General features: G+C 69.0%; 23 protein-coding genes, 1 tRNA gene and 1 pseudogene. 10 read left to right on the top strand and 15 right to left on the bottom strand.

The features are described 5' to 3' along the window. Nucleotides 1-417: 417 nt before the first annotated feature. On the bottom strand, nt 418-972 hold the full coding sequence (locus tag UAA55_RS17795) for a recombinase family protein (protein ID WP_322954379.1): 555 nt from the start codon (nt 970-972) through the stop codon (nt 418-420). Nucleotides 973-1417: 445 nt separating this feature from the next. Here UAA55_RS17795 and UAA55_RS17790 point away from each other — a divergent pair, with 445 nt between their 5' ends. Beyond that, nucleotides 1418-2086: a hypothetical protein gene (locus tag UAA55_RS17790; RefSeq protein WP_322954378.1), complete on the top strand. Its 669-nt coding sequence runs from the start codon at nt 1418-1420 to the stop codon at nt 2084-2086. A gap of 82 nt (nt 2087-2168) precedes the next feature. Here the strand turns inward: UAA55_RS17790 and UAA55_RS17785 are convergent, their stop codons facing one another. From UAA55_RS17785 to UAA55_RS17775, 3 genes are all read right to left on the bottom strand, one after another. After that, nucleotides 2169-2657 (bottom strand): hypothetical protein, encoded by a 489-nt coding sequence (locus tag UAA55_RS17785; protein ID WP_322954377.1) that lies wholly within the window; start codon nt 2655-2657, stop codon nt 2169-2171. Further along, nucleotides 2657-3547, bottom strand: a complete 891-nt coding sequence (locus UAA55_RS17780; protein ID WP_322954376.1) for a tyrosine-type recombinase/integrase — start codon at nt 3545-3547, stop codon at nt 2657-2659. Before UAA55_RS17780 ends, UAA55_RS17785 begins: the two co-directional genes overlap by 1 nt. 223 nt (nt 3548-3770) lie before the next feature. Beyond that, a tRNA-Val gene (locus UAA55_RS17775) sits at nt 3771-3845 on the bottom strand. Nucleotides 3846-3984: 139 nt separating this feature from the next. Between UAA55_RS17775 and UAA55_RS17770 the strand changes: the two genes are divergently transcribed. Continuing rightward, the gene (locus UAA55_RS17770; RefSeq protein ID WP_322954375.1) at nt 3985-5199 is read left to right on the top strand and encodes a hypothetical protein; all 1215 of its coding nucleotides are present in this window, start codon (nt 3985-3987) and stop codon (nt 5197-5199) included. A 3-nt stretch (nt 5200-5202) separates the two neighbouring features. Here UAA55_RS17770 and UAA55_RS17765 read toward each other — a convergent pair whose 3' ends face one another. The 3 genes from UAA55_RS17765 to UAA55_RS17755 all read right to left on the bottom strand — a co-directional run bounded on the left by UAA55_RS17765 (nt 5203) and on the right by UAA55_RS17755 (nt 8991). Continuing rightward, entirely contained in the window at nt 5203-6822 is a 1620-nt protein-coding gene (locus tag UAA55_RS17765) for a molybdopterin-binding/glycosyltransferase family 2 protein (protein WP_322954374.1), read from the bottom strand. 4 nt (nt 6823-6826) lie between these two features. Further along, a complete protein-coding gene (locus UAA55_RS17760; protein ID WP_322954373.1) occupies nt 6827-7966 on the bottom strand; it encodes an XdhC family protein in 1140 nt (379 codons plus the stop codon). Between the two features lie 122 nt (nt 7967-8088). Beyond that, on the bottom strand, nt 8089-8991 hold the full coding sequence (locus UAA55_RS17755) for a CoxG family protein (RefSeq protein WP_322954372.1): 903 nt from the start codon (nt 8989-8991) through the stop codon (nt 8089-8091). Between the two features lie 409 nt (nt 8992-9400). Here UAA55_RS17755 and UAA55_RS17750 point away from each other — a divergent pair, with 409 nt between their 5' ends. Continuing rightward, nucleotides 9401-9895 carry a hypothetical protein gene (locus UAA55_RS17750; RefSeq protein ID WP_322954371.1) on the top strand — a complete coding sequence of 165 codons (495 nt, stop codon included), beginning with the start codon at nt 9401-9403 and terminating at the stop codon, nt 9893-9895. 62 nt (nt 9896-9957) lie between these two features. On the opposite strand, the gene UAA55_RS17745 is transcribed toward UAA55_RS17750, so the two are convergent. Further along, nucleotides 9958-10254 carry a 4Fe-4S dicluster domain-containing protein gene (locus UAA55_RS17745; RefSeq protein WP_322954370.1) on the bottom strand — a complete coding sequence of 99 codons (297 nt, stop codon included), beginning with the start codon at nt 10252-10254 and terminating at the stop codon, nt 9958-9960. Nucleotides 10255-10639: 385 nt separating this feature from the next. Here UAA55_RS17745 and UAA55_RS17740 point away from each other — a divergent pair, with 385 nt between their 5' ends. Then, nucleotides 10640-12727, top strand: a complete 2088-nt coding sequence (locus UAA55_RS17740) for a methyl-accepting chemotaxis protein (protein ID WP_322954484.1) — start codon at nt 10640-10642, stop codon at nt 12725-12727. Nucleotides 12728-12853: 126 nt separating this feature from the next. Here the strand turns inward: UAA55_RS17740 and UAA55_RS17735 are convergent, their stop codons facing one another. After that, nucleotides 12854-13141, bottom strand: a complete 288-nt coding sequence (locus tag UAA55_RS17735) for a hypothetical protein (protein ID WP_322954369.1) — start codon at nt 13139-13141, stop codon at nt 12854-12856. 200 nt (nt 13142-13341) lie between these two features. On the opposite strand from UAA55_RS17735, the gene UAA55_RS17730 reads away from it, so the two are divergent. From UAA55_RS17730 to UAA55_RS17710, 5 genes are read left to right on the top strand one after another with little or no spacing between them, the layout of a single operon-like run. Further along, nucleotides 13342-14232 (top strand): TauD/TfdA dioxygenase family protein, encoded by an 891-nt coding sequence (locus UAA55_RS17730; RefSeq protein WP_322954368.1) that lies wholly within the window; start codon nt 13342-13344, stop codon nt 14230-14232. Beyond that, on the top strand, nt 14219-15157 hold the full coding sequence (locus UAA55_RS17725; RefSeq protein ID WP_322954367.1) for an aliphatic sulfonate ABC transporter substrate-binding protein: 939 nt from the start codon (nt 14219-14221) through the stop codon (nt 15155-15157). The genes UAA55_RS17730 and UAA55_RS17725 overlap by 14 nt, the downstream gene beginning before the upstream one ends. Before the next feature lie 21 nt (nt 15158-15178). Then, the gene (locus UAA55_RS17720; RefSeq protein WP_322954366.1) at nt 15179-16063 is read left to right on the top strand and encodes an NADPH-dependent oxidoreductase; all 885 of its coding nucleotides are present in this window, start codon (nt 15179-15181) and stop codon (nt 16061-16063) included. An 11-nt stretch (nt 16064-16074) separates the two neighbouring features. After that, the gene (locus UAA55_RS17715) at nt 16075-17667 is read left to right on the top strand and encodes an FAD-binding protein (RefSeq protein WP_322954363.1); all 1593 of its coding nucleotides are present in this window, start codon (nt 16075-16077) and stop codon (nt 17665-17667) included. A gap of 11 nt (nt 17668-17678) precedes the next feature. Then, nucleotides 17679-18023, top strand: a complete 345-nt coding sequence (locus UAA55_RS17710; protein WP_322954362.1) for a ferredoxin family protein — start codon at nt 17679-17681, stop codon at nt 18021-18023. 6 nt (nt 18024-18029) lie between these two features. On the opposite strand, the gene UAA55_RS17705 is transcribed toward UAA55_RS17710, so the two are convergent. The 5 genes and pseudogenes from UAA55_RS17705 to UAA55_RS17685 form a co-directional block, all read right to left on the bottom strand. Further along, nucleotides 18030-18377: a hypothetical protein gene (locus UAA55_RS17705; RefSeq protein WP_322954361.1), complete on the bottom strand. Its 348-nt coding sequence runs from the start codon at nt 18375-18377 to the stop codon at nt 18030-18032. A 120-nt stretch (nt 18378-18497) separates the two neighbouring features. Beyond that, on the bottom strand, nt 18498-19058 hold the full coding sequence (gene rplI, locus UAA55_RS17700; RefSeq protein WP_322954359.1) for a 50S ribosomal protein L9: 561 nt from the start codon (nt 19056-19058) through the stop codon (nt 18498-18500). A gap of 12 nt (nt 19059-19070) precedes the next feature. After that, a pseudogene (rpsR, locus tag UAA55_RS17695) lies at nt 19071-19353 on the bottom strand (30S ribosomal protein S18). Continuing rightward, a complete protein-coding gene (gene rpsF / locus UAA55_RS17690) occupies nt 19350-19811 on the bottom strand; it encodes a 30S ribosomal protein S6 (protein ID WP_322954358.1) in 462 nt (153 codons plus the stop codon). The pseudogene rpsR and the gene rpsF overlap by 4 nt, the downstream one beginning before the upstream one ends. A 146-nt stretch (nt 19812-19957) precedes the next feature. After that, entirely contained in the window at nt 19958-22078 is a 2121-nt protein-coding gene (locus UAA55_RS17685; protein WP_322954357.1) for a tetratricopeptide repeat protein, read from the bottom strand. Nucleotides 22079-22281: 203 nt separating this feature from the next. Here UAA55_RS17685 and UAA55_RS17680 point away from each other — a divergent pair, with 203 nt between their 5' ends. Continuing rightward, complete coding sequence (locus UAA55_RS17680) at nt 22282-24219, top strand: phospholipase D-like domain-containing protein (RefSeq protein WP_322954355.1); 1938 nt, start codon at nt 22282-22284, stop codon at nt 24217-24219. On the opposite strand, the gene UAA55_RS17675 is transcribed toward UAA55_RS17680, so the two are convergent. After that, complete coding sequence (locus UAA55_RS17675; protein WP_322954354.1) at nt 24212-26641, bottom strand: hypothetical protein; 2430 nt, start codon at nt 26639-26641, stop codon at nt 24212-24214. The genes UAA55_RS17680 and UAA55_RS17675 overlap by 8 nt on opposite strands. Nucleotides 26642-26643: the final 2 nt, after the last annotated feature.

Raw genomic sequence — 26643 nt, 5'->3', positions numbered from 1 at the left:
CCCCAGGGGGCCAAAAGACGGTATTTGCAGGAGTGTCGCCAAAGGGGGGCGCTTTTAGCATGCCGCCAGCGATGCCCACAACGACCATGGGCAGTCCCCTGGTTACCTATAGGTTTACAGGCGGCAAAGGGCTTATTTGGGCGATGGTAGAGCGGTGAAGATGACGCCAAGTGTCACGCCATCGGACGTTTAACCATTCCGGTAAAGGCCCTTTGAGGTCATGACGGCAACCTAAATGCCATGATCTTCTATTGTCATGGTGTGTGTGTTTTCCCCGAATGGGGTGTGTTTTAACACCCCTTCATTGAGGGTTGGCCTTCAGTATCGTCGTGTTACGGCGTAAGGCCTTCATGGATATCACGACCATGCTTGGGGGCCTTGTGTTATGGACGCTGGCGAGTGACTGGCTTTGGCCCCTTAGGCTTCTTCAAGTGCCCGATAAACGCTGGCGCGACTGATCCCAAGGGTCTTGGCTATATCGCTTCCCCCCATACCTTCAGCTTTCAGGCGGCGGACCTGATCCGCCTTGGCCATGGCGGTGGGTTTGCGCCCCTTGTATTTCCCGGCATCCTTGGCCTTGGCGATGCCTTCGCGCTGGCGCTCAAGCATGATGGAGCGTTCAAATTCCGCAACACCCCCCAGGACCGTCAGCATGAGTTTGCCCGTAGCCGTGCTGGTGTCTATGCCCATGGAAAGCACACGCAGGGCCGCGCCCTTCTTCGTGAGGGTCGCCACGATTTCCATGAGGTGGGCGACCGAACGCGCTAGACGGTCCAGCTTGGTGACCACCAACACGTCACCGTCCCGCACGTAGTCCAAGGCCTGCGCCAGTTGTTCGCGGGCGGTGACATCCACGGATGACACCTGTTCAACAAACACCCGCTCACACCCCACCGCCTGAAGGTCCCGCTGCTGGGCTTCAAGTCCGGCGGTCTGGTCCAAGGTCGAAGTACGTGCGTAACCGATCAACATCCCCAAGCCCCATGTCTCAATAGGTTCTAGGAGATGTCTACATCACCGTCTCAGAATTGACAATACCACTTATATGAGACACCACAACGCCACCGCCGCAACGTCTCACATGGGCTTGCCTCAATGAGACTGTGTGTCCGGCATAACGTGCCCGCCGAAAATCCAAAACTGGCCCCCAGGGGGTTCGGGAAAATCCTCTTTCAAACTTCCTTCGGAGTTTACCGAGATTGTTGTTGTTTCTCCCTAGCCGAGTTGATGTCTGGTCATCTGGATGACCAAGTGCCTTTCTTGTGCTTGACGGGGTTCGAGATACTGAGAATGGGAAAATTTCTGGCAGTCTTGCTCCGCGATCATTTCGAGGTCACTTGGGAGTTGACTTGCCCATTCAAGCTGGAGGAGCATTGCATGCCCCCCTTTAAGGGGGCGTTGCGGGATAGTCGACCGAATGTACACGGCTTATTTTGACAAGTCAGGACAGCATGACGAAGCTGGCCATATGGTTCGGATTTCGGTGGCGGGCTGTATAGCATCAGATGAACAGTGGGCCGCTCTTTCGTCCCAATGGGCATCAGCTATCAGCCACTGCGGCATTTCCATGTTTCATATGGCGGAATTTGAGTCGGGACGGGGAGAGTTCTCGGGAAAAATCAACGGTAGGACTGGAGAAGGGAAGGCGCTGCTCGGGCAGTTGCTCGACATAATGGTGGAGCATGTCCCTCTATTCGTCGGTACTTTCCGGGACTTCGAGAAGGTTGGTGGGCCAATTCACGCCGAATATAGGAAAGGCGTGTCGGATATCCTCAAGACACTCGCGCTGAACTCCGAAGTACGTAGTGGCTATCCGATAAGGGTCGTATTCGCCAAGCATCAAGCCTATTCCGCTGGTGATGTCAGCAGCTTCCGCGCGACGATTGATCACGAGAAAGTACGATTCAGCGATGTCGGGGTGGGTGAGCCTCGGGATACGGTCCCCCTACAGGCAGCCGACATATTCGCTTATGAGTTCAGTAGACATGTCCGGTATAGTGATCGGCCAATGAGATTCCCTTTTAGTTATATAATCACAGGAGCTCGGGCTAAGGGCGGGAAGGTAATGATGGAGCTCTATCCCTAACTCTTAGAGTTTCGCGGCCATCCGCGTTTTTGCTTGGTACCTGGGGCAGGCTATTCCCACCCCAGGAACACCGTGCAGCTTGCTAGCTAAAGCTGCATTCCGCCCGCATGAGGGCCGACTTCTGAAACGTGCCACCGGCCCGCGCCGCAGACCATAGGACTTCCCCCCGCTTATCCGGCCCGATCCTGAAGGTGTAGACCTCGACGGTTTCAGAACCGCTGTAGAAGGCCTGGACGATCACAATGCGGTTGAGGGTGTTGGCCGCAAGGATGCTCACGATGGCCCCGTCTTGGATGGCACTGCGGGTGCCGTAGCTGTCCTTAAAGATCAGGTCCGGCTTATCCTCTATGGCGCCTGGTTTGTCGGCCAGCATGACCAGGGACACCGCCCCGCCGTCTATGCCGTCATCATGCCAGCCGGTGTCCGGGCCCTTCATCTGGGGGCTGGGGAAGAAGTAGGCGGTGCCCTTCGATGGTCCACAGGTGGCGATCACCGTTGCCGCTTGGGCGGGGTAGGTTGCCAGGGATGCCCATAGCGCCGCTGCGGTGGCCGCCAGATAGGTTCCGCGCATCACCGGGCACCTCCGGCCGTCTCCAAGCCCATGAGCTTGTCGGCCAGCGTTTCGGGCCGTAGGTGGGTGTAACGCAGCAGCATGCGCGGGTCGCGGTGTCCGCTGATGGCGGCAACCTCGGGCATCGTCAGGCCCTTCTCAAAGAACCGCGAGATGGCCTCGTGGCGCAGGTCGTGGAATCGCAGGTCCTTCACCCGGGCGCGCTTGCGGACACGTTCCCAGGCCAGTCGGACGGCGTTCGCGGACAGGGGGAAGGGGCCTGGGCCACCGTTGGCCTTTAGGGCGTTCAGGATGCGCAGGGCGCCAGCGGACAGGGGGATGGTGCGGGGCATGCCGGTCTTGGTCACTGGAATGTGTAGCGTGCGGCCTTGGACGTGTTCCCAGCGGATCGCCAGGATTTCCGACCGACGCATGCCGGTTTCCATGGCGAAGCGGATGACCTGGGGGATCAGGGGATTGCGACAGCCCGCGAAGGCGTCTTCCAGGCGCTTTGCTTCGCCCGCACCCGCCAAGCGTCGTGTCCGCGCATCGGCCACCTTGGGGCGCCGGATGAGGGCCACGGGATTTTCCGCGATGGGGTGGTCCCAGTCCCGCCGGGCAACCTCTAGGACGTGGCTGAGGATGTTCAGTTCGCGGTTGATGGTGGATGCGCTGACGGCCTTCTGGCGGCCCTCCACATAGTTCCGAATGTCGATGTGGGACAGCTTCACCAGGGTCAGCTTGCCCAGCGCCGTGGCCTCCAGGGCCTTCAGCCGGGCGGCTTCCTGCGGGGCCCCACGCTTGGCCGGTGTGATTTCCTCACAATACCGCCGCATGAGCATTCCGAAGGTCACCGTGGTCAGCGGTGTGGGGTCCTGGGGAAGGTCGTTGCCATCCGCCTTGACTTCCATTTGCCGGGCCCAGGCCTCAGCATGCGATTTCAACTTGAAGGTTTTGGAAAGGGGACGCTGGTCCTGCCGCCGAATTTGGGCTTGCCAGCCGTCGCCGCGCTTACGAATAGTCGCCATGATCGCCTCACGGGTGTGACACCAGTGTGACGCGCTGACGTTGCCGAGGGGGTTTCCTAGGGTCGGGACATCAAGCTAACCGCTTGATAAGCCTAGAGAAAACGGATGGTGGGCGCGGTAGGGATTGAACCTACGACCCCCGCCGTGTGAAGGCGATGCTCTCCCGCTGAGCTACGCGCCCATCCGTCGTGGGGGCGGTTTGTAGAGGGACGGGGGGCCTGTGTCAATATGCTTGTTCGGGGCGGATGATAAATCCATTCTGGGGCCTAGCCGCCGCCCCGACGGGCCGGCGGCGTCGGTTTCCAAGGGAAGGGATGGGTATGCGCGTCGCCTTGTGCCTGAGCGGCCAGCCGCGGACCTGGCGCCACTGCGTCGACAGTCTCCACCGCTTCGTGGCCGGCCACGAGGTCACCACCTTCCTGCACCTGTGGGACGAGGTGCCGGAAGCGGAGCGGACGGAGATGCTGGCGGCCTACAGGCCCGCGGCCCATCTGGTGACGGCCCGCCCGCCCTTCGCGGCTGAGAAGCGGCGCATGGCCGAGCGTTGGCACTACCGCCCGCCCTTTTCGATCTTCGACATGTTCCATGCGGTCAGCCTCAGCCTGAACCTGGCGCTCGGATACAAAGGACCCGACGGCAAGACGGCGCCCTTCGACGCCATCCTGCGCGTGCGCTACGACAGCCGTTTCGACGAGACGCTGCCCGAGGACTGGTTCCGCACGCCGGGGCTGGTCACACCGGCCAGCTGGACGCCGGAGGACGGCTACAACGACCAGTTCGCCTTCGGACGCCCCGCGTTCATGCGCCTCTACGCCGCCTTCGCCACCTGGCTGCCCCGGGGGATGGAGGGCCATGACCGGGCGATGTTTCAGCCGGAGGCGGCGCTGCGCCAGTATCTGGACAAGGTTGCCATGGTGCCGGTGCGCCAGGCGCCCCTGCGCATCACCCTGGTGCGTGAAGGGCAGGAGGATCTGCCCTTCGACAGGCTGACGGACCTGCCCATGGTGCACGCCCAGAAGGCGGCGGCGTGGAAGCGGTACGCGATGGCCGACCTGCCAGCCGACCTGGTGGAAAAGCTGGACTTTTCCCACTACGCCGAGGCGCCGCTGGTGGTGGACCAGCAGTTGACGGACATGCTGGCGCCCATGGACGAGGCCGCCCGCCACGCCCTGCTGCGCGCCCCCTGGGCGGAACGCATCCTGGCCGTGGACGCCTTCCTGGCCGGCCAGGTGTCGCAGCGCTCCGGCAACGGCACCCTGACGGGGGAGGAGTATGAACGGCTGCGCCTGCTGTGCGCCGGCCTGATCTACCGTATGCCGCCGGATGGCACGATGGACGCCGACAGCGCCATCCTGCACGTCCTGTCCTGCAACGTGGTGGATGCCACCCGGGTTGCCGATTGGCTGAAGGTGGTGGGCGATCCCGGGCGGGAAGCCTTTCAGCGGCGGCTGGGGCGGCTGACCATCCTGGCGGCGGCCATCGCCCATGCCGACCCTTTCCAGCAGGATTTCCGTCTGGGATGGCGGCTGAACTGATCCTCAGGCCACCGGTTCCAAGGCCCGCAGCGCGGCCAGGGCGCCGGGCGTATCCACGTCCAGGTGCACGCCGCCGTCGGCCGGCACCTCCACCACCCGGTCGGCATGGGCCGCCAGCAGGCCGCGGGCACCCTGGTCGCCGGTGATGGCGGCCATGGCGGGGATCAGGTCGGCCGGCCACAGCACCGGGTTGCCCCGGCGCCCCTCCGCCACGGGAACGACGATGGCCTGGCCCGCCGCCTCATCGAAGCGGGCCAGCAGGCGGCGGTGCGTGTCCGCCGTGACGCGTGGCATGTCGCCCAGGCAGACCAGCACCCCCGCGCCGCCGCCGGCCACGCCGGCGAGGCCGGCCTTGAGGGAGGCGCTGAGGCCCTGGGCATGGTCCGCCGCCTCGATGAAGCGCACGTCCAGGCCACGTAGGGCGGCGCGCACCTCCGCCGCCTGGTGGCCCAGCACCACGGTGACCCGGCCGGGGTTGGCCGCCAGCGCCGCGATCACCGCGTGGCGCACCAGGGGCTGGCTGGCATAATCCGCCAACAGCTTGTTGGCGCCCATGCGCCGGGCGGATCCGGCGGCCAGCACCAGCGTGGTGACGGGACGTTCCGCAGGCGCCGGTACGGCGCGCTGCCGGGGCAGGGGGCGGCTGGGGATATCGGCCAGCAGACCGCCCACGCCCATGTCCATGATGTCGCCGGGCGTGACTGCCAGCCCCGCGGCCACGCGCTGCAGGATCCAGTCGAAGCCGTTGACGCGGGGCGACCGCGCGCAGCCCGGCAGGCCCAGCACCGGCACGTCACCCAGGCGGGCCAGCAGCATGAGGTTACCCGGATCCACCGGCATGCCGAAATGCAGCACCTGGCCGCCCGCCCGCTCGATGCCCGTGGGCAGCACGTCGCGCCGGTCGGTGATGGCCGAGGCGCCGATGACCAGAGCCAAGTCCAGGTTCAGGGCTGACAGTTCCGCCAGAGCCTCGGCCACGGCGGCGGAATCGTGGGCCGTGCGCCGTTCCGCCGCCAGGACGCCCCCCACCTGGGCCAAGCGGGCCCCGGTGACGCTCGTCGTCTTATCCAGGGTGGCGACCTTCAGGCCCGGCAGGCGGGTCTGCACCAGCCCGGCCCGGATGCCGCGCCAGCGGGCCAGGCGTAGGGCGGGGGCATCACCCTTTGCCGCCTGTTCCACACGGATCGCCAGATCCTCGGGAATGGCGAAGGGAATGATCTTGATGGTGGCGGCCATGGCGCCCCGGTCGAGGGGGGAGAAGGCCGCCACCGTGGCGACGGTGACCGCCTCATCCACATGGTTCAGATGAGTCAGGCGGCTGGAATTGATCACCAGCAGGCCGGGGGCCTCCGCCATCAGATTCACCCGGCCGGTCGCCGCCGGAGTCAGGGACAGGCCGGGGCCGGCGATGGCGCGCGCCACACGGGTCGCGGCCGCGTCCTCCGCCATGTCGCCCGCGTCCAGCCGCACGGCGACCACCTCCGTCACGCCGGCGGCGGCCAGGTCGGCCAAGTCGGCGGCCGCCAGCCGGCGGCCCTTGGGATAGCGCAACGCGCCGACCTTCAGGCTGTGGGCCAGCACGGCCCCCTCGGCATCGGCGACGGGCAGCGGGCCGAAGCGCATGGCGTCAGTGCCCCGGCGCCTGGCACGGGCGCTTGGCGGCCTTGGCGCCCCGCAGGGCCAGGGTCATCTCCGCCAGGATGGACACGGCGATCTCCGCCGGGGTCAGGGCGCCGATGTCCAGGCCCACGGGGCCGTGGATGCGCTCCAGCGCCGTGGGCCCGAAGTCGGCCATCCGTTCCAGGCGGCGCTGGTGGGTCTTGCGGCTGCCCAGCGCGCCTATGAAGAAGGCGTCGCTTTCCAGGGCGGCGCGCAGGCCGGGCTCATCCAGCTTGGCGTCGTGGGTCAGGGTGACGACGGCCGTGCGCCGGTCGGGCGCCAGGGCGGCCACGGCGTCGTCCGGCCATTCCCGCACCAGGGTGACGCCATCGCCGGCGGGGAAGCGGGCGGCGCTGGCGAAGGCGGCGCGCGGATCGATCACGGTCACCTCGTAGCCCGCCAGCCGCGCCATGGGCGTCAGCGCCTGGGCGATGTGCACGGCGCCCACCAGGATCAGCCGCAGGGGCGGGTTCCACACCTGGGCGAACCACTCACCGTCGACCTCCTCCGGCGTGATCAGGGCGAACCGGTCCTGGACCAGGGCCTCCAGCACCCGCGCGCGCACCGCCTCCGGCAGGGCGCTTTCGCCTTGCTGCCGCTCCGCGTCCACCAGGGTCTGCTGCCCGGTGGCGAGATCGGTCACCAGGGCCGCCGGCCGCTTGGCGTCGGCCGCCGCCAGCAGGGCCGATAGCAGCCGGCGGCGCGAGGCGCCGTGCCCCGGGCCTATGGGCGCCACATAGATGCGCACGGTGCCGCCGCAGGCCAGCCCCACCTCCCACGCCCGCTCATCCGGCACACCGAAGGTCAGCAGCCGCGGCTCACCGTCCTCCAGGGCGCGCAAGGCCTCTTCGACCACCGCCCCCTCCACGCAGCCGCCGGAGACGGAGCCTATCATGCCGCCCCGGGCGTCCACGGCCAGCTTGCTGCCCACCGGGCGGGGGGAGGAGCCCCAGGTGGCGATGACCGTGGCGATGGCCGCCGCCTGGCCCTGGGCCAGCCAACCCTCCACCGTTCTCAGGATGGACAGCTCATCCACCGGGGCGCTGACCCGCGCGGCGTCCTGGGGCAGGGCCGGTGACGAGGAGGGGGAAGGGGAGTTGATGGTCATGGATTACCAACGCGGTTTTGGGGGCGCGATTCAGGGCCCCTCCCAAATAGGACGCATGTCCCCGAATTGCCAGCCTGGGCGATGGCGACAGGGGCTGGGATGGTATCGTCGGTGAGGTCGGCTCAGCGGATCAGCACGATCAGCAGCAGCAGGACCAGCACCAGGATGGGGATCCAGATCATGGGGCGCAGGCCCGCGTGGCCGACCGGATGCGCCATGGTCGGGGCCGGCTGCGCGGCATCCGCCGGAGGTTCGGGGGCGGCGGGCTCCGGCGGGAGGGAGATGCCGGCGGATCCCAGGGCTTCGGCCTCCGTCGGCCGCACCTGGTGCTCGATGGCCCGGGCATGGGTCTCCGGTTCCAGTGGCAGGGTGGCCGGTTCTGGCGTTCGCGCGGCCTGTTCGTCGCGCGCGGCGCCGTCCTGGGCCGCCGCGACCAGGGTCGGCGCCATGGCCTCCGCCAGGGGGGCCAGTTCGACCAGGGGAATGGATTCGGCGGGCGCTGGCTGGTTGGGGAACGGTGCCTCGGCCGGAGCCGGTTCCGTTTTCGGTTTCCGGGTGCGCTTTGGGAGCGTTTCCGCCCCGGCCACCGTGACGTCGGCCGCCTTCTTGGCGCGGGTGCGCTTGGGCTTGGCGTCGGCCTCCGGTACCGCTTCGGCGATGGCGGCGGCGTCCACGGCGGGCTCCGCCAGCGCCACATCGGCGATCAGCGCGGGGTTGACGGCGGCGGCGGTGGCCAGCAGGTCGGCCAGACGGGCGAAAAAGGCGCGCGTGTCGGCTTCGGCGCCCGCGTCGATGGCGGCGTTGACGATCAGGCGGGTTTGGCCCTCCCCGGTGTCCATCAGGCGCACGGCGGCCTGCTGGCCGTCGCCGTGCAGGACGCAGCCATGCGGCGGCTCCAGGTCGGACAGGGTGATGGTGCTGTCATAGCCCGGCGGCACGCTTCGCCGCAGCACGTCGGCGTTGTTCAACGCCGCCCACACCAGGTCCTGCGGGGCCGCGACCAAGTATTCGCCGGTGAAGTCCATCCTGGACGTCCTTGTTCTGCCGTTTCCCGCGACCGTACTGGGCATGGGCCCTGGGGGCAAGCCTCCGTCCGGTCTGGCGCCAGCCCCTTGGGCGGCCACCCGGGGCAGAGGCTCGGCCCGCGTGACCCGTCAACTTTCATCCGGGGCGGCGGGTTCCCCCAAGGGCCGGTGGCTCATTACTGCGGGGTCTGAACCCATCTCGGGTACCTCCAATGGATATAGGCTTCCCGCCGGCCGTTTCCGGGAAATGGAGAGATGGGATTTCTGCGTTAAAGCCGAGGGTCTTTCACGAAAGTCAGTAACGGTATGGCCGATATTGACGGAATTCGGCTGTAAACATGATCATCTACTGAGGGTGCCGCAGCCTTCTCTTGAGGGGGCGCCCGATTCGCTGTACCGTGAAGGCATCATGATCGTCGCACCTGTGCCCGTTCTGGACCTCGGTCCCGCCCAGCCGCCGGCGGCGACGCTGCATGTCGACCGCGTGGGCGCGGTGCAGGAGCGGGAGGCGCGGCAGCGTGACCGCCGCCGCCGCCAAACTCCGGAGGAGGGGCGGCGCCACGGCCGCTCCCTGTTCGACGACATCGTGGATGAGGCCGACCCCACCGGCGCGCTGGAGCCGGATCATGAGGAACGGCTGCGCCAGAACCTGCGGGGCCTGGTGCGCAGCGGGACGCGTGTGGCGCCGCCCGCCGCCGGCCAGGAACTGGCCCACGTGGTGGACCACCTCGCTCCGCAACATGCCGGCCTCAGCGACGCGGAGCGGCTGGAAAACGCCCGGTTGGCCGATGCCTTGCGCCAGTGTCTGGCGGTGCATAGTGACGGGGCCCGCAAGATTTCCACCTACCTGCAGGCCCTCATGGCCCAGAGCGGTGAGATCCACCATGTGGAACTCACCGTCTGAGGGCGGCTATCAGGCTGCTTGGCGGCTGACGCTGTCGCGCCGACCAGGAGGCCTCCGTCTCCTCACGCGGCCGTCGCGCGGGTCAGGGTGATGGCGTGTTCCGGGCAGGCGCTGACGCACAGACCGCAGGCGCGGCACTGGTCGGCCCGCACGGCGAAGGCCTGATGGTAGCCGTGGAAGAAGCCTTTCACCCGACCGCGCAGGCTCAGCTCCCCACGATCCGCCGCCGGCAGCACGCCGATCTCGAACACGTCATAGGGGCAGACGCGCACGCAATCGTCCTTTCCCTCGCAGCGGTTGCGATCGATGCGCGGGACGATGACACCAGGGGCCTGCTTGCAAGAGGCGTTGTCGGCCAAGGCGCTTCTCCATAAACACGAGTGATTGCTCGCATCATTGTACGGGGCCGTCCCGTGCCCGAAAACTCGCGTCCGGAATGTCTCCCGCCGGGGCGCCCGATCCCAAGGGAACAGCCGCGCCAGGCCCGGTCGCGCACACCGGTGGACGCCATCCTGGACGCGACCGCTCGCGTTCCGGTACGCGACGGCCACGCCGCCCCGACCACCAACGCGGTGGCGGTGATGGCCTATCTGGGGGGCGTGGGCGGGCTTCGCCTCGGATAGCAATACATCAGGATATCTATGCGGAGGATGGGGCGGCACCCACCATAACCTTGTAGTCCCGCGAGGATGCCCCGGCCGGCGCCGGCGCCGGCGGGACCGGGGGAGGGGTCTGGTGTCCGCCATGCTGAAATCCGTGCGCATCGCCGTGCTGTTGAACGCCGTTCTGGGTATCCTGTTGGCCGTGCTGGTGGTGGTGCTGGGCATCGCCACGGAGGGCGCCTATGCCGACTATCGCCGCGCCGTGCGGACGGCCCGCATGGGCGACGCGGTCGGGGACGTCTTCCGCGCCCTGCAGAACACCCGGCTGGAACGCGGCGCCTTCAAGCGCCTGATCCCGGAAAAGACCACGGCGTCGCCCGCCGCCTTGGCCGAGGTGTCAGCCTTGCGCGCCAAGTCCAATCCCGCCATGGACAAGGTGCTGGCGGAATGCGCCGACCTGGATTGCGGCGCAGGCGCCAGCGCCGCCGAGTTGACGGCCGCGCGCCAAACCCTGAACGACGTGCGCGCCGTGGCCGACAACGCCGTGACCCAGCCGCAGGACCAGCGTCCGGCCGATCTGTTCAAGACCTGGAACGCGGCCGCCGACGGCCTGGTCGCCAAGCTGGAGGCGGTGGGCACCGCCCTGGGCGCCCGCATCAGCCACGAAAGCCCGGCCTTCGCCAGCCTGATCGCGTTGAAGGACGCCTCCTACGTCACGCGCGACGCCGCCGGTCTGGAACGCAACATCCTGATGTTCGTGCTGCAGGGCCAGACCTACACCCCGGCCATGCAGATCCAGTCCGCCGGTTTGCGCGGTCAACTGGACGCGGGCTGGCGCCTGACCAAGGCGCTGAGCCTGCGCGAGGACGTACCTGACAGCGTGCGCCAGGCCATGACGGCGGCCGAGGCGGCCTACTTCAAGGAGGTCATGAGCCTACACGAGCAGATCGAGAAGGCGGTGCTGGCCGGCACGCCGTCGCCCGTCTCGCTGGACCAATGGATGGAGCGCAGCAACGCCTCGTTCGAGGTGCTGGCCGCGGTGCCCATGGCGGCGCTGGACGCCGCCCGCGATCTGGCCCGGCATGAGGGCAAGGCGGCCCTGCGCCGGCTGATCGTCGACGGGGTGCTGCTGCTCCTGTGCCTGGGCCTGGGCGCCGGTGGTGTGATCATGGTGGCCCGGCGCGTGACCCGGCCCATGACGGCCATGACCGGCGTCATGCTGCGCGTGGCCCGTGGCGACCTGGAGGCGGAAATACCCTACGCCGACAACCAGGATGAGATCGGCGACCTGGCCGGCGCCCTGGGCACCTTCCGCGCCAACGCGCTGGAGCGCCAGCGGCTGGAGGACGCGCAGCGGGCGGAACAGGCGGGGCGCGAGCGTCGTGCCCGCGCCGTGGACGCCCTGGTGGGCGAGTTCGACGCCCAGGTGCGCGAAGTCCTGCAATCGGTCGAGGCCTCGTCCCACCAGCTGACCCAGATCGCCGGCGCCCTGGGCGGCATGGCGGACGCCACCTCCGCTCAGGTCACGGCGGCGGCCGAGGCGGCGGAGCAGACCTCGGGCAACGTGCAGACCGTCTCGGCGGCGGCGGAGCAGATGGAAAGCTCCGTCCGCGAGATCGGGCAGCAGGTGGCCCATTCCAGTTCCATGGCCTCCCAAGCGGTGGATGAGGCGGAACAGACCAACGGCACCGTCGCCAGCCTGGCGGAGGCGGCGCAGCGCATCGGCGACGTGGTCAAGATGATCAATGACATCGCCAGCCAGACCAACCTGTTGGCCCTGAACGCCACCATCGAGGCGGCGCGGGCGGGAGAGGCCGGCAAGGGCTTCGCCGTGGTGGCGCATGAGGTGAAGCAGCTGGCCGGCCAGACGGCCAAGGCCACCGATGAGATCGGCGCCCAGATCACCGCCATTCAAAGGGCGACGGACCAGGCGGTGGGCGCCATCGGCACCATCGGCCATTCCATCCGCAACATGAGCGAGGTATCGACCGCCATCGCCGCCGCGGTGGAGGAACAGGCCGCCGCCACGGGGGAGATCAGCCGCAACGTCCGCCAGGCGGCCGATGCCACCCGCGACGTCTCGCGCAACGTGGCCGATGTCTCGGCCGCGGTGGGAGAGACGGGCCGTACCGTGGCCGACATGCACGGCGCGGCGCAGGGCCTGACCGGCGACGCCGATCGTTTGCGCGAGGCGGTGGACCGCTTCCTGGCGGGTATCCGGGCCGCTTAAGGTGACAAGAGCACACGGGGGTTCGGGCCGTCGGTGAAACGGGCTTGGACCCCCGTTTCCGACACGGCCGCCGTCCACGGAGTCCAGCGGCCGTCGCGCGCCGGCTTCAGTTCCAGGCGGCGCGCATCAGGCGCCGCCGATGTGCAACAGCATCATGCCGCTGGCCGACCGCACCGCCTGCCCCAGCATCTCCATCCCCCGGCGTTTCCACCCGCAAGGCCGGGTTTTTCCAGGAGACGGGACCCTGGCCCAGGGCCAGGCTGTCGACAGGGCTGTCCAGGTGCCAGGTGGCCTCCAGGCCGTCACCCTCCGGGCCGGGGTGATGACGGCGGTGATGGCGGCGACCCAGGCTTGGCCATCGAAAAGCAGAAGCAGGGTCAGCAGGACCGCAGGGGCAAATCGGGGGCGCGGCATCGCTGGCATTCCTGTCGCGGCGTCAGGCGTGGCCGCGCCTTAACCCAAGACGGGGATTTAAGAAATCGAAAGACGACCTGCACCATTTCTAAAATTTCCCAGCGGTCGATCTGTCCTACACTCCCCCTTACGACATCCCTTCACCCCGATTTCCCATTGCCGGCGGCAGATCCATTGCCGCCGCCAGCCGGAGGCATGACATGGGCGTGGTATCGTTGAAGCAAGCCGACAGCACCAAGGTAGGAGAGCTGGCCATCCGCCGCCTGCAGCCCGCCATCGGGGCGGAGATCAGTGGCGTGGACCTGTCCCGCCCCTTGGACGATGCCACGCGCGACGCCATCAAGGCCGCCGTGCTGCGCCACAAGGTGGTGTTCTTCCGCGACCAGGACATCACCCGCGACCAGCAGGTGGCCTTCGCCGCGCGCTTCGGCCCCATCTACACCCACCCCACCACCGCCGGCGTGGACAAGAACCCGCAGGTGCACGGCATCACGGCGGCGGACTTCGCCAAGTACGAGCAGGAACGGGCGGCCGCCGCGGCCAAGGCCGGCAAGGCGGTGACGCCGTATGAGGACAAGTATCACACCGACACCAGCTGGCGCCTGGTGCCGGCCTGGGGCGCCGTGCTGCGCGGCGTCACCATTCCGGAGGTGGGCGGCGACACCATCTGGGTGGATGCGGAGGCCGCCTACAACGGCCTGCCGGAGGAGGTGAAGCGCCGGCTGGACGGCCTGCACGTCACCCACGACTTCCGCGAGGCGCTGAACCGGGCGGGCAAGGACTATCCCATCGTCGCCCACCCCGTGGCCCGCCGCCATCCCGAGACGGGCGCTACCGTCCTGTGGGTCAACTACTCGCAAAAGCCGCAGATCCTAGGCGTGGACCTGGCGGAAAGCCGGGAGCTGCTGGACGTCATCCTCGCCCAGTACAAGCGGCCGGAATACCAGGTGCGCTTCTCCTGGCGGCCCAATTCCGTGGCCTTCTGGGACAACCGCGCCGCCGTGCACTACGCCGTGCGCAATTACGGCGACTTCCCCCGCGTGGTGGAGCGCGTGCTGATCGCCGACCAGGCCCATTATGCGGACCTTTAAGCGCCTGGTCCTGGCGGCGCTGCTGGCGGTCTTGGCGACACAGGCCAGGGCCGCCGAACCGGCCCCTTTGCGCGTGGGCGACCAGCGCGGCGCCGTCCAGGTGCTGCTGAAGGCGGCGGGGGAATTGGAGCAGGTGCCCTACCGCATCGAGTGGGCGCTCTTCCCTGTGGGCGCGCCGTTGGTGGAGGCGCTGAACGCCGACGCCATCGACTTCGGCTATGTCGGCGATGCCACCACGACCTTCGCCCTGGCCGCCGGCGCCCGCCTGAAGACCATCAACGTCTGGGACTTCGGGCAGGGGGGTGCCGCCATCGTGGTGCCGGACCAGGCGCCCATCCGCACGGTGGCCGATCTGCGCGGCCGTCGCGTCGGCTTGGTACGTGGCTCGCCCGGCCATCTGCTGGTGGTGGCGGCGCTGAAGCAGGCGGGCGTGCCCCTGGCCGAGGTCACCCTGGTCTACCTGTCGGCGGCGGACGCCAAGGCGGCGCTGGCCAGCGGGTCCATCGACGCCTGGGCCATCTGGGACCCCTACGTCGCCGCCGCCCAGCTACAGGACCATATGCGCATCCTGATCGGCAGCCAGGGCACCGTGCGCGAGGTGGAATGCGGCGTCGCCAGCGACAGCGCCATCGCCACCAAGCGCGCCCAGCTGACCGACTTCATCGCCCGCGTCCGCCGCGCCTACCAGTGGGCGCAGGCCCACCGCAAGGAACAGGCGGAGGCCTATGCCCGTGACACCGGCACGCCCATCGAGGTGGCCACCCTGACCTTTTCCCGCCAGCAGGTGACGGTGCTGCCCGCCGTGACGGACGACGCCGTGGCCGTGCACCAGGCCGTGGCCGACCTGTACTTCGAAGCCGGCGTCATCCCCCGTCCCGTGGACGTGGCGCCCACCTACGACCGCAGCTTCTCGCTGAACCCCTGAATTTCGCGGAGACCGATCCCCATGAGCGTTGCCTCCCTCGTTCCGGCCTTCGCCCAGCGCCGGGAACGCACCCACCACCCGGTCGCCGACCTGCTCCGCCGTCGCTACGGCAGCGCTGTGCCGCTGGAGGCGGAGGCGCTGGGCCCGGACCAGTGGAACGACCTGCTGACCGGCCTGCTGTCGCACAAGTCGGTGCGGGCCTACCGGCCCGACCCGTTGCCCCAGGGTACGCTGGAAACGCTGGTGGCGGCGGCGCAGTCGGCGCCCACCTCGTCGAACCTGCAGGCGTGGAGCGTGGTGGCGGTGACCGATCCGGAACGCAAAAGCCGCTTCGCCGCCTGGGCGGCCAACCAGGCGCATATCGAGCAGGCACCCCTGTTCCTGGTCTGGCTGGCCGACCTGTCGCGCCTGGACACCCTGGCCAAGACCAAGGTGGGGGAGGCGGCGGGCCTGGACTATCTGGAAACCCTGATCGTGGCCATCACGGACGCCACCCTGGCGGCTCAGAACGCCGTGGTGGCGGCGGAATCGCTGGGCCTGGGCACTGTTTATATCGGCGCCATTCGCAATGAGACGGAGGCGGTGGCGCGGGAGCTGAACCTACCGCCCAAGGTGCTGCCCTTGTTCGGCTTGTGCGTGGGCTATGCCGACCCCGCGAGGCCCACGGGTGTGAAACCCCGCCTGCCGCAGAGCGTGGTGTTGCATCATGAGCGCTACGACGCAACCGGCGCCGACGCCGCCATCAGCGCCTATGACGGCCAGGTACGCGCCTTTTACGCGGCGCAGGGCATCGCCACCCCCGACTGGAGCGAGACGGTGACCAACCGCGTGCGCGGGCCGGCGGCGTTGAGCGGGCGCCACCGCCTGCGCCAGACCCTGCTGGACTTCGGCTTCCCCCTGCGTTGAGACCCCTGCCCATGTCGCTTCATCTGGAAACCGATGTCCTGATCATCGGCGGCGGCCTGGCCGGGTGCTGGGCCGCCGTGGCGGCCGCGCGGGCCGGGGCCGGGGTCATTCTGGCGGACAAGGGCTATTGCGGCACCAGCGGCGTCACCGCCACCGCCGGGCCCAATCACTGGTGGGTGCCGCCGGACCCGGAGAAGCGCGCCCAGGCGGTGCGGGACCGGGACGCGCGTGCCTTCGGCCTGGCCGATCCGCGCTGGATGGCGCGCATCATCGACACCACCTGGCGCACCCTGCCCACCCTGGCCGGCTATTACCGGCATTCCCTCACCGCCGGCGGCGTGCCGCACTACCAGTCCCTGCGGGGGCCGGAATACCTGCGCGCCCTGCGCCGCTATGCCGAGGCCTCGGGCGTGCGCATCCTGGACCACAGCCCGGCCCTGGAACTGCTGCTGCACGCCGATGGCTCCGTCGCCGGCGCCCGGGGGCTGCGGCGGCAGGGGGAGGGCGGGGACTGGACCGTGCGCGCCGCCGGCGTGGTGGTCGCCACCGGTGGATGCGCCTTCCTGTCCAAGCTTCTGGGCAGCCGCACCAACACCGGCGACGGCCACCTGATGGCGGCGGAGGCGGGCGCCCGGCTGTCGGGCATGGAGTTTTCCACCTACCACACGGTGGCGGAACGGCATTCCACCCAAACCCGATCCGCCTCCTACGCCTTCGCCGACTATTTCGATGCCGATGGACGGCAGATCGACACCGGCGGCGACTCCGACGTGACGCTGCCGTTGGCCCGCGCCCTGCTGGCCGGCCCGGTCTATGCCACGCTGGCCCGCATGCCGGCGGACCTGCGGGCCATTCTGCCGCAGATCCAGCCGGCCATCCTGCTGCCCTTCCAGCGCCAGGGCATCGACCCCTTCACCCAGCGCTTCCCCGTCACCTTGCATGGCGAGGGCACGGTGCGCGGCACCGGCGGCCTGCGCCTGGTGGATGAGGACTGCCAGACCGACGTGCCCGGCCTCTACGCCGCCGGCGACGCCGCCACGCGCGAGCTGATCGCCGGCGCCATTTCCGGTGGCGGCGCGCAGAATTCCGCCTGGGCGGTGTCGTCGGGCACCTGGTCCGGCCAGGCCGCCGCCCGCCTGGCCCAGGCCCGGGGCCGGCGCGCGCATCATGGGGTGGAGGCCGCCGGCGGGGCTGGCCTGCGCCCTGCGGCGGGCGCGCTGAAGGACGCGGCGGCGCTGACCCGCCACCTGTCGGACGGCGTGCGGGCGGAGATGCTGCCCTATGACAAGATCCTGTTCCGGCGCGGGCCCGTCCTGGCCCAGTCGCTGGCGACCTTGGACAGCCTGTGGCGCGATGCCCGCGACCGCCTGGCGCCTGGTTCCGACCCTACCGCCCGGGTACGGGCGCGCGAGGCGGCGGCCCTGGTCGCCTGCGCCCGCTGGAGCACCGCCACGGCCCTGGCGCGGGGGGAGACGCGCGGCCTGCACCGGCGTGAGGATGCGCCCGGCCTCAACCCCGCCCTGGCCCACCGTCTGCTGTCCGGCGGCCTGGACACCGTCTGGGTGCGGGCCGACGGCGCGGCCCAGCGCAGTAACGTGGCCTGAGGGGAACGACCATGATCGAACTGGTGGTCGACGACCGCTGCACCCGTTGCGACACCTGCGTCCAGGTCTGTCCCACGAACGTCTTCGAGCGCGGCACAGATGGCCTGCCCCTCATCGCCCGGCAGGAGGACTGCCAGACCTGCTTCCTGTGTGAGCTGTATTGCCAGGCCGACGCCCTGTATGTCGCGCCCAATTGTGATGAGCCGGTGGCGGTGGATGCGGCATCCATCGTGGCGTCCGGCCTGCTGGGTCAGTTCCGCCGCGATTCCGGGTGGAACGAATGGGAAGACGACCCCGCCCACGCCAACCTGCACTGGCGCATGGGCGAGCTGTTCGCGCGGGCGCGGACGGGCTGAGGGCCGTTACGCCCGCTTGCCGCCGAAGGTCAGGGTCAGGAACAGGATCAGTGCCGCCAGGCCTGGCCAGAACAGCAGATGGTTCAGCCCCTCCCAATGCGCCATGTCGCGCACGGAGGTATAGGGGTTCACGAACAGGTCGATCTTGTCGCCGAGGCTGAGGTCGCCAGCCTTGAAGCGGTCGGGGGATTGGCCGAAGATCTGGCCGATGGCGCCGGCCATGTCGGCCAGGGCGCGAGATGGCGCGCGGATGCGGTCCACCGCCTGCTGGTAGGCCAGCACATGGTTGCCGATCAGGCCGATGATGGCCACCCACTTGGCCACCTGGCGCAATCCACCCGCTTCCGTTGCCATGATCCCCATCCCCATCAGAATTCAGCGCAGGCTAGACGGCGCCTTACGGAAGCGCAAAAGCAAAACGGCGCGGTCCCGAAGAACCGCGCCGCCCTGTTACTCAGACGATCCGGAGAAGGATCAGGCCTCGGTCTCTTCCGTGGCCTCGTCGGCGGCTTCCACCACCTCTTCCTCGTCCTCATCATCACGCTGGCCGGCGACCATGCCACCGCGGGCGGCCTGCAGGCCGGCCTCTTCGGTGGTGCGGGCGACGTTCACGGTGATGCTCACCGACACTTCCGGATGCAGGACCAGGCGGACCTTGAACAGGCCCAGGGTCTTGATCGGCGTGTCGATGGCGACCTGGCTGCGCTCCACGGCGGTGCCGGCGGCGGTGACCGCCTCGGCAACGTCACGGGCGCTCACCGAACCGTACAGGATGCCGGTTTCGGCAGACTGGCGGATGATGATGACCGACAGGTCGTTGATCTTGGACGCGACCTTCTCGGCCTCGACCTTGCGCTCGGCGTTCTGCGCTTCCAGCTTGGCCTTCTGGCTCTCGAAGAAAGCCAGGTTGTCCTTGGAGGCGCGCAGCGCCTTCTTCTGGGGCAGCAGGTAGTTGCGGGCGAAGCCGGGCTTCACCGTGACCACTTCGCCCATGCGGCCGAGCTTCTCGACACGCTCCAGCAGAATGACTTCCATCGTTCCTACTCCTTACTTCACGATGTAAGGCAGCAGGGCGAGGAAGCGGGCGCGCTTAATGGCGCGGGCCAGCTCACGCTGCTTCTTGGCCGAAACCGCGGTGATGCGGCTGGGCACGATCTTGCCCCGCTCGGAGATGAAGCGCGACAGCAGCTTCACGTCCTTGTAGTCGATCGCCGGAGCGTTCGGAACCGGAGAAGGGGCAGGTCTTGCGACGACGGAAGAACGGACGACGGCCACCGCCGCCACCGGCCGGACGCGGCGCGCCGGCGTTACCCTGGGTGCCGAAGCTCATGCCCGGTCTCCTTCAGAAGAGGCTTCCATGCGGCGGGGCGGACGGGGGCCGCGATCGCCGCGGTCACCACGATCCTCGAAGCGGCGCGGACCGCGCTCGCCACGCTCGCCGCGTTCACCACGCTCGCCGCGATCGCCCTTGTTGGACAGCATCGCGGTCTGACCTTCCTCGATCTTCTCGATGCGGATGGTCATGAAGCGCAGGACGTCTTCGTTCAGGCCCATGTTACGCTCCATCTCGGCGACGGCGGCCGGGGCGGAGTCGTGGGCGAAGTAGACGTAGTGGCCCTTGCGGTTCTTCTTGATCTTGTAGGTGAGGGTCTTCAGACCCCACTGCTCGACCTTGGCGACCTGGCCACCGTTCTCCTTCAGGATACCGGTGAAGGTTTCGGTCAGGCCTTCCACCTGGGCGGACGTGATGTCCTGCCGTGCGATCAGCACGGTCTCATACAAAGCCATTTGATACTCCTCATGGCTGTTACGTGGTCCGCCGCTGTTCCCGCCCGGGGCGCCGGATCATTCCGGGGACCAGGGGGTGGGCCAGCCGCACGGACCTAGCCGGCGCCATGGCAAAGGCACCGGCAAGGAGCGGTTGAAGCGCGGGCTTATATAGGAACGCCGTCCGCCGGGCAAGGGAAAAGGTGGTCGGCGCGCGCGCCCGTCAGGGCATACAGGCGTTGCGCCGCCAGGGCGACGCAGCCGGCCGCCGCCGGCCCCTGCGGCGCGGCCGGGATGACGGCCATGGCGTTGAACCATGGACGCGCGCCGGCGCCCAGCATGGACCAGTCATGGTCGGTGCCCAGGCGCCAGCACGGCACGCCCAGCGCCCCCGCCAGTTCCCCCACCGCCGTGGGGGCGGTGATCACCAGGTCCAGCCCCGCCATCAGGGCCGCCACCCCCTCCATATCCTCGCGCAAATCCAGGTCCGGCCAGCGATGCAGGATGACGCCCAGCGCCTGCTCCACGGGCCGCAACTCATCCTCCGGCGCGCTGTATTGCAGCGTGACGGGGATGACGCCGGGCAGGGTCAGCACCGGCGCGTAGTCCGCCAGCGTGGTGTAGCCGCCATCGCGGTCGCCGCGCCGGATGCCGCTGCGCCAGCTGATGCCGACGCGCAAGCCTGGGCCCAACCGGTCCAGCCGTTCCCGCCACAGCGCGGCCAGATCCGCCCTGGGCGCTAGAAAGGGCGCGCCGGCGTGCCAATCGCTGAGCGTGGGACGCAGCAATCCGGGCAGGCTGCCCATGGGCAGATGCAGGTCCATGTCGGCGACCGTGGGCGCGCCGGGGCCGGAGGTCGCCGCGCGCACCACCGCGCCCGGCAGGGCCCGGCCAAACAGCCCCACCAGGCGGGGGGCGCATTCCACCACCAGTTGCCCGCCCTCCGCCGTCACCCGTTGACGCAGATCGGGCAGCAGGCTGGCGAACAGGATCTCGTCGCCCAAGCCCTGTTCACCCCACACCAGCAGGCGCTTGCCCGCCAAGCCCTCGCCCCGCCATTGCGGCGCGGGGAAGGGGCGCCAGAAGGGCGCCAACTGCCGCCCCCGCCAGCGCGCCTCGTAATCCGGCCAGCCACTGGCCAGGTCACCGGCGGCCAGGCGGGTGGTTCCCAGACAATAGCGGGCGTCGGCATGGTCCGGATCGGCGTGCAGCGCGCGGCGGTACAGCGCCTCCGCCTCATCCTGGCGGGCCAGCGCCTGCACCGTGGTGGCCAGATTATGGATGATGTCCGCGTCATGGGGCGCCAGGGCCAAGGCCGCCCGGAACTGGCGCTCCGCTTCTATCAAACGGCCCAGGCGTTGCAGCAGGGTGCCCAATGTGTCCAGCGTGGCGGCGTGGCCGGGGCGCAGGGCCTGCGCCCGCTCGGCATGGGACAGCGCCTCGCGCACCAGGGCCGGGTCGCGCATCAACAGATCACTGGCCAGCAGGCGGGCCAGGTTCAGGTGGGCGTCGGCGTCGCCGGGGGCCAGCGCCGCCGCCTGGCGCAGGCAGGCCGTCGCCTCCGCCATCCGGCCTTGCGCTTGCAGCACCGCGCCCAGATTGTTCAGGGCATCGGCGTGGGCGGCGTCCAGTGTCAGGACCTGGCGCAATTCCGCCTCCGCCCCGGCCAGGTCGCCCAGGGCCTTCAGCGTCTTGCCCAGGTTGACCCGGGCCAGGACCAGGCCCGGGTTCAGGGCCAGGGCGCGGCGATAATGGCCGGCCGCCTCCTCCAGGCGGCCTTGGGCCTGGCGGGCCGATCCCAAGCCGTTATGGGCGTTGGCATAGTCGGGCTTCAGCGCGAGGGCCTGGCCATAGTGTGTCGCCGCGTCGTCCAGGCGGCCCAAGTCCTTCAGGGCGTTGCCCAGGGTGTTCCGCGTTTCCGCCTGATCCGGTTTCAGGGCCAGGGCCCGCTGAAGAGGGGCTACGGCGTCGGCGGTGCGCCGCAGGGTCAGCAGCACGGTGCCCAGGGCGGCCTGCATGTGGGCGGCGTCGGCCTTGGCGGCCACGGCTTCGCCCAGCAGATCGGCGGCGGCCTCATTCCGGCCGGTCTGGTGGTGGACCATACCCAGCAGGTACAGCGCGTCGGCATGGCGGGGGGCTTGGGCCAGCACCTGGCGGTAGGCCGCCTCCGCCTCCGCCAGACGGCCGGCCTGGTGATGCTGCGTCGCCTGGCTGAACAGCGGCTGCGCCGCCACGGGCGCGGGGGGCGTGCCCTGCTTCTTGTCCAGGCGGCGCTGGTTGCGGTTCATCTCTCGTCCCGACATGGTTGCAGGCCCGACATGGTTGCAGGCCGCAGACTAGCCCGCCGACGGGCCTCGCGTCGATGACGCCGCGGGGTTGGGCGATGCCGGCTCCGCCCAAGGAAGTATGCCCACAGATATGCACGCTATGGTCGCAGCCGTGTCACATCCTGGGCGCATCATCACCCCTCTCGTCGTGATGGAGGTCGCCCATGTCTCAGGTTCCCGCGCGCGCCTGGTGCAACAACGAGGTGGCCTATCTGGCGTGGCGTCCCATGGGTAGCCCCACGGCCCGCATCGACGGCCTGCTGGGCTTCATGATCACGCGTGTGCATGAGGATGGGGAGCGTCGGCTGCTGCCCACCTGGGTCGCGTTCAAGGACCAGTCCAATCCCGATTGGCAGCAGCAGGACAGCGGCGTCTGGCCCATCCAGAAATTCTCCTGGCGCGACCTGACCCTGAGGCGCAGTCGGGACAGCCTGTCGGTGCGCCGGCCTTTCACCTGCCATTACGAGATCATCCCCGTCGGCTTCGAGGCCCCAGGCCGTGAACCGGTGGCCGGCTGGATCAAGCGGACGGAGACGTTCAGCAGCGCGCAACCCGGCGCCTACACCGGTACGCCGCGGCCGCTGTTCATCTGCGGCGACGCGGTGATGACCAATCCCATCACCGTCACCTGGACCTATGGCGCTTTCACCGCTGTCTTCACCAACGGCATCCTGTCGACGCAGAACCTGCGCCAGCAATTGCACACCCCTGCCGGCCAGGCGCCCAGCAAGGGCTATGTGCTGGACCAGGTGAAACAGCCGGGCAACGCCATCCGCGCCTTCCTGACCGGCGACGTGCTGCCCACCCTGACCGATTTCCTGGGCCAGGTGGGGCCGGGCGACAAGGTCTACGCCGCCCTTTACGAGCTGTCGGACCCGGAGCTGGTAGCCGGCCTGACCGGCCTGGGTGATCGCCTGCACCTGATCCTGTCCACGGCGGGGGAGGCGACCAAGACCAACCCCGTCTGGGACCGCACCAACCAGGCGGCCCGCCAGGCCCTGCACGGCACAGCGGGCGAGGTCATAGACCGGCTGTTCAACAACAGCGCCCACATCGGCCATAACAAGTTCCTGGTACGCACGGACGTCGGCGACCGGCCGCTGGCCCTGCTGACCGGCAGCACCAACTGGACGCCCACGGGCCTGTGCACCCAGTCCAACAACACCATCATCACCCAGGACGCCACCCTGGCGCAGGCCTATCTGGACTATTGGAACCGCCTGAAGATGGACACGGCGTCCTTCCCCGTGCAGGCGGATACGGGCGCCCCGAACCACAACGTCCAGCAAAAGCCTTTGCGCCGGGCGGACGGCCACGCCTATCCGGATGCGGACAGCAACCCCCGCGTCTGGTGCGCGCCCACCACCCTGGCCACCACCAAGACCGCGGCCACCCCACCGGACCTGGCCGACGTGTTCCAACTGATGGACCAGGCGCGGCACGCCATCTATTTCCTGACCTTCTACCCCTCCGTCGAAGGCAAGCAGAGCATCATCGAGGCGGCGGTGGACCTGGGCAAGCAGCGGCCCGACCTGATGGTCATGGGCGCCGTCAGCAGCCCGCAGGCCCTGCCCATCGAGGGGGACGCCAACGGCGTCGATGACACGGGTGACGACACGGACGCCCAGGGCGCCAAGATCCCCAAGCCTTCCGTCTACGCGCCCAAGGACGCGCCGCGGGTGCTGGTGGTGCGCGCCGCCGCCATCGACACGCCCACGGGCGATCTGCAGCCCGAGCTGCTGACCGCCGGCGCGGCCATCATCCATGACAAGATCGTGGTGATCGACCCCTTCTCCCCCGACTGCGTCGTCATCACTGGCAGCCACAACCTGGGCTACAAGGCCTCCTACGCCAACGACGACAACCTGCTGATCATCCAAGGCAATCAGCCCCTGGCCCAGGCCTACGCCGTCCATGTCCTTGACGTCTATGAGCACTACCGCCAGCGCGCCATCCTGGAAGAGCGGGAGCGGGACGCCCTGCTGAAGGGACAGCCGGCCCCCAGCACGCCACAGGGTGGCTTCCTCGCCACCACCGATCAGTGGCAGGACGCCCACCTCAGTGGCGACAAGGGCACGGAGCTGGACTACTTCCTCAGCTAGGGGCACGCCGGCGGCGGACCAGCAGCAGCGCGGTCCCGGCCACCAGCACGGCCAGGACCGCCACCCCGCCGGCCAGCGCCTTGCGCTGGTTCTGGTGGATCCAGCGATGCGCCTGCCGGGCGGGCGCCCGCCACCATTCCCTGGCGGCGGCGTCGAAGTCCGGCGCCGGGCAGGCATGGCCGAAATGGGCGGCCCAGGGCTGGTAGGGGCCGGTCTTGAGGTAACGCTGATAAAGGGCGGCCACACGTCCCTGCGCTTGCTTGTCGCGCTCGATGATGCGGCCGACGACGGAGCGCCAATAGGGGTCCTGGATGGTGGCGGGATCGTCCGTCCAGGTCCCGATCATCTGATCCTTGGCATAGTTCACCGCCCAGCACAGCGTGGCGGCATAGGCTTGGCTGGTATGGGGCAACTGGTCCGCCGCATGCTCGGCCGCGTCGGTCGCCATGAAGCGATAGTGGAACCGTTGATCGGGCTGCGGCGCGCTGTCGGCGAAGCGCTTGCGTTCCCCATCGGTGATGAAGGCGGCGCCGGCGGGCGGCAGCGTGGCCTGGCCGATGCCGACGTCATAAGCGCCTTGCAAGGCGGCCTCGTCCGGCGCGCCCTCCGTCCCCATGATCTCCATGCCTCGGGATCGGGCCAACTGCGCCATCTGGAACCAGGCGCGGGCGCGGCTGCTGGCCCACCAGGCGCCGCCGGCGTCATCCCGCGCGTTGACATAGGCCCGCGCGTCCTTGGCCACATCCGGGTTGTGATAGTAGGCCAGCGCCTCCTTGCCCCGTCCCGCCCGCATCAGCCGGCGGGCCAGCAGGCTGCGCAACGCCAGGGGCGCACCCTGGTAGCGCAGCCGATCAGCGGCCTCGTCGTACTTGTAGCCCACGCCCATGGTGTCCAGCAGGGTGTTGGGCCACTGCCTGTTATCGACCTTCAGCGTCCAGTTGGTGACGACGCTGGCCGGCACCTTGGCGTCGACATAGGCCTTCAGCTCATCGACGGTCAGCACGCGCTCCGCGATGTGCGCCACGTCGCCCCAATAGGTGTCGGCCATGGGCATCAGCTGGTCCAGCGCCGCCACGTACTCCCCCCGCGCCAGGGCCACGGTGCCGCCTTCACCGGCAAGACGGCTGCGCTCGGCCGCCGATATGGCGCTCCCCTGGGGGCCGTCGCCGGTGGCGGGGAAGGCGGCGGACGCCTGGGCGTAGAGCTTGGCCGCCTGCGCCAGGTCGCCTTTCTGCAGGGCCAGCTTGGCCTGGACCCAGCTGGCCAGCGGTCCCGGCTTCATCGCCGCCAGGCGGCCGGCCAGTTCATAGTCGCCCTTGCGGTAGGCCAGGGCCGCCAACTGGTCGGCGGCCGGCGCCGGCTCGCCGGCGTCCCCGATGTGGGCCTCCGTCAAGGCGGTGGTCAGCGCCGCCAGATGCGGAGTTGGTGGGGCCTTGTACGTCTCGCCGGAATCATGCCGGCTGGCGTCCCACGCCTTGGCCTGGCGCGGCAGATCCTCCTCGAACGCCAGCACATGCGTGGCCAGCAGGCGCTGCACCAGTGGGTCGGTGATGGCGGCCTTCAAGGGCTCGGCATGCTCCAGCAGGTGTAGGGCGATGATGTTGAGGGAGGACACGCCATTATAGGAATCATGCGCTGCCTGCTGGGCGTAGAGGCCGATGGCCTGGGACAGAGCCGCCACGTCCAGCGGTTCGGTCGCCTCCAGCCGCAGGGTGGCCGGCAGGCTGCCTGCCACCGTGCCATCGTCCGTTTCCGTTGTCGTCACCAGGGAGAGCCCCGCCTGCGCCAGGCGCACGCGCGCCTCCTCGCCCAGGCTGGCCACGCCCAGGCCCAGCGGGTCGGGGGCGCCGGCCTGGGCCAAGGCGCGCGTCTTGGCGAAGGCGTCCGCCGCCGCGTCCGCCTGGTCACGCCGCATGGCCACGCGGCCCAGCATATAGGCCGCCCAGACGGCGCGGGGCGACGCTTCCGCCGCCGGCAGGTCCAGCACCGCCCGGAGGCGGGCGGCGGCCTGGTCCAGCCGGCCGGCCTTATAATCCACGGCGGCGGCGGTGTAGAGCCGGGCCGTGGCCGGTAGCTTCTCCCCCAGGGCGTAGGCCTTGTCGCCGTCGCCGGCCGCGCGCATCGCGCTGATCAGGTTGGCCGCTTCTGGGCTCAGGCCAGTCGTTTCGGCATCGGTGCGCAGCTTGGTGCGCGTGTCATCGGTCGCCCAGCGGTTCTCCACCGCCTTCATCGTGTCGGTGGGCGCGGCCACCAGATGCGCCGCTTCCCAGGCGAAGGGGTTGGCCGGCGTCTGGGCCAGGGTCACCTCTCGCCGGTCCAGCAACTGCCAGGGGAAGTCCGGCCCGCAGGCGATGGCGATGCCGGCGGCACCGGTCAGCAACAGGACGGACAGGGTAAGGACGCGATGGCTAGGGGCGGACATGG

The organism is Nitrospirillum guanabarense, assembly GCF_034653355.1.
GTDB lineage: Bacteria > Pseudomonadota > Alphaproteobacteria > Azospirillales > Azospirillaceae > Nitrospirillum.
Note: the sequence above shows the minus strand (reverse complement) of the source record. Positions and strands in the feature narration are given on the sequence as shown.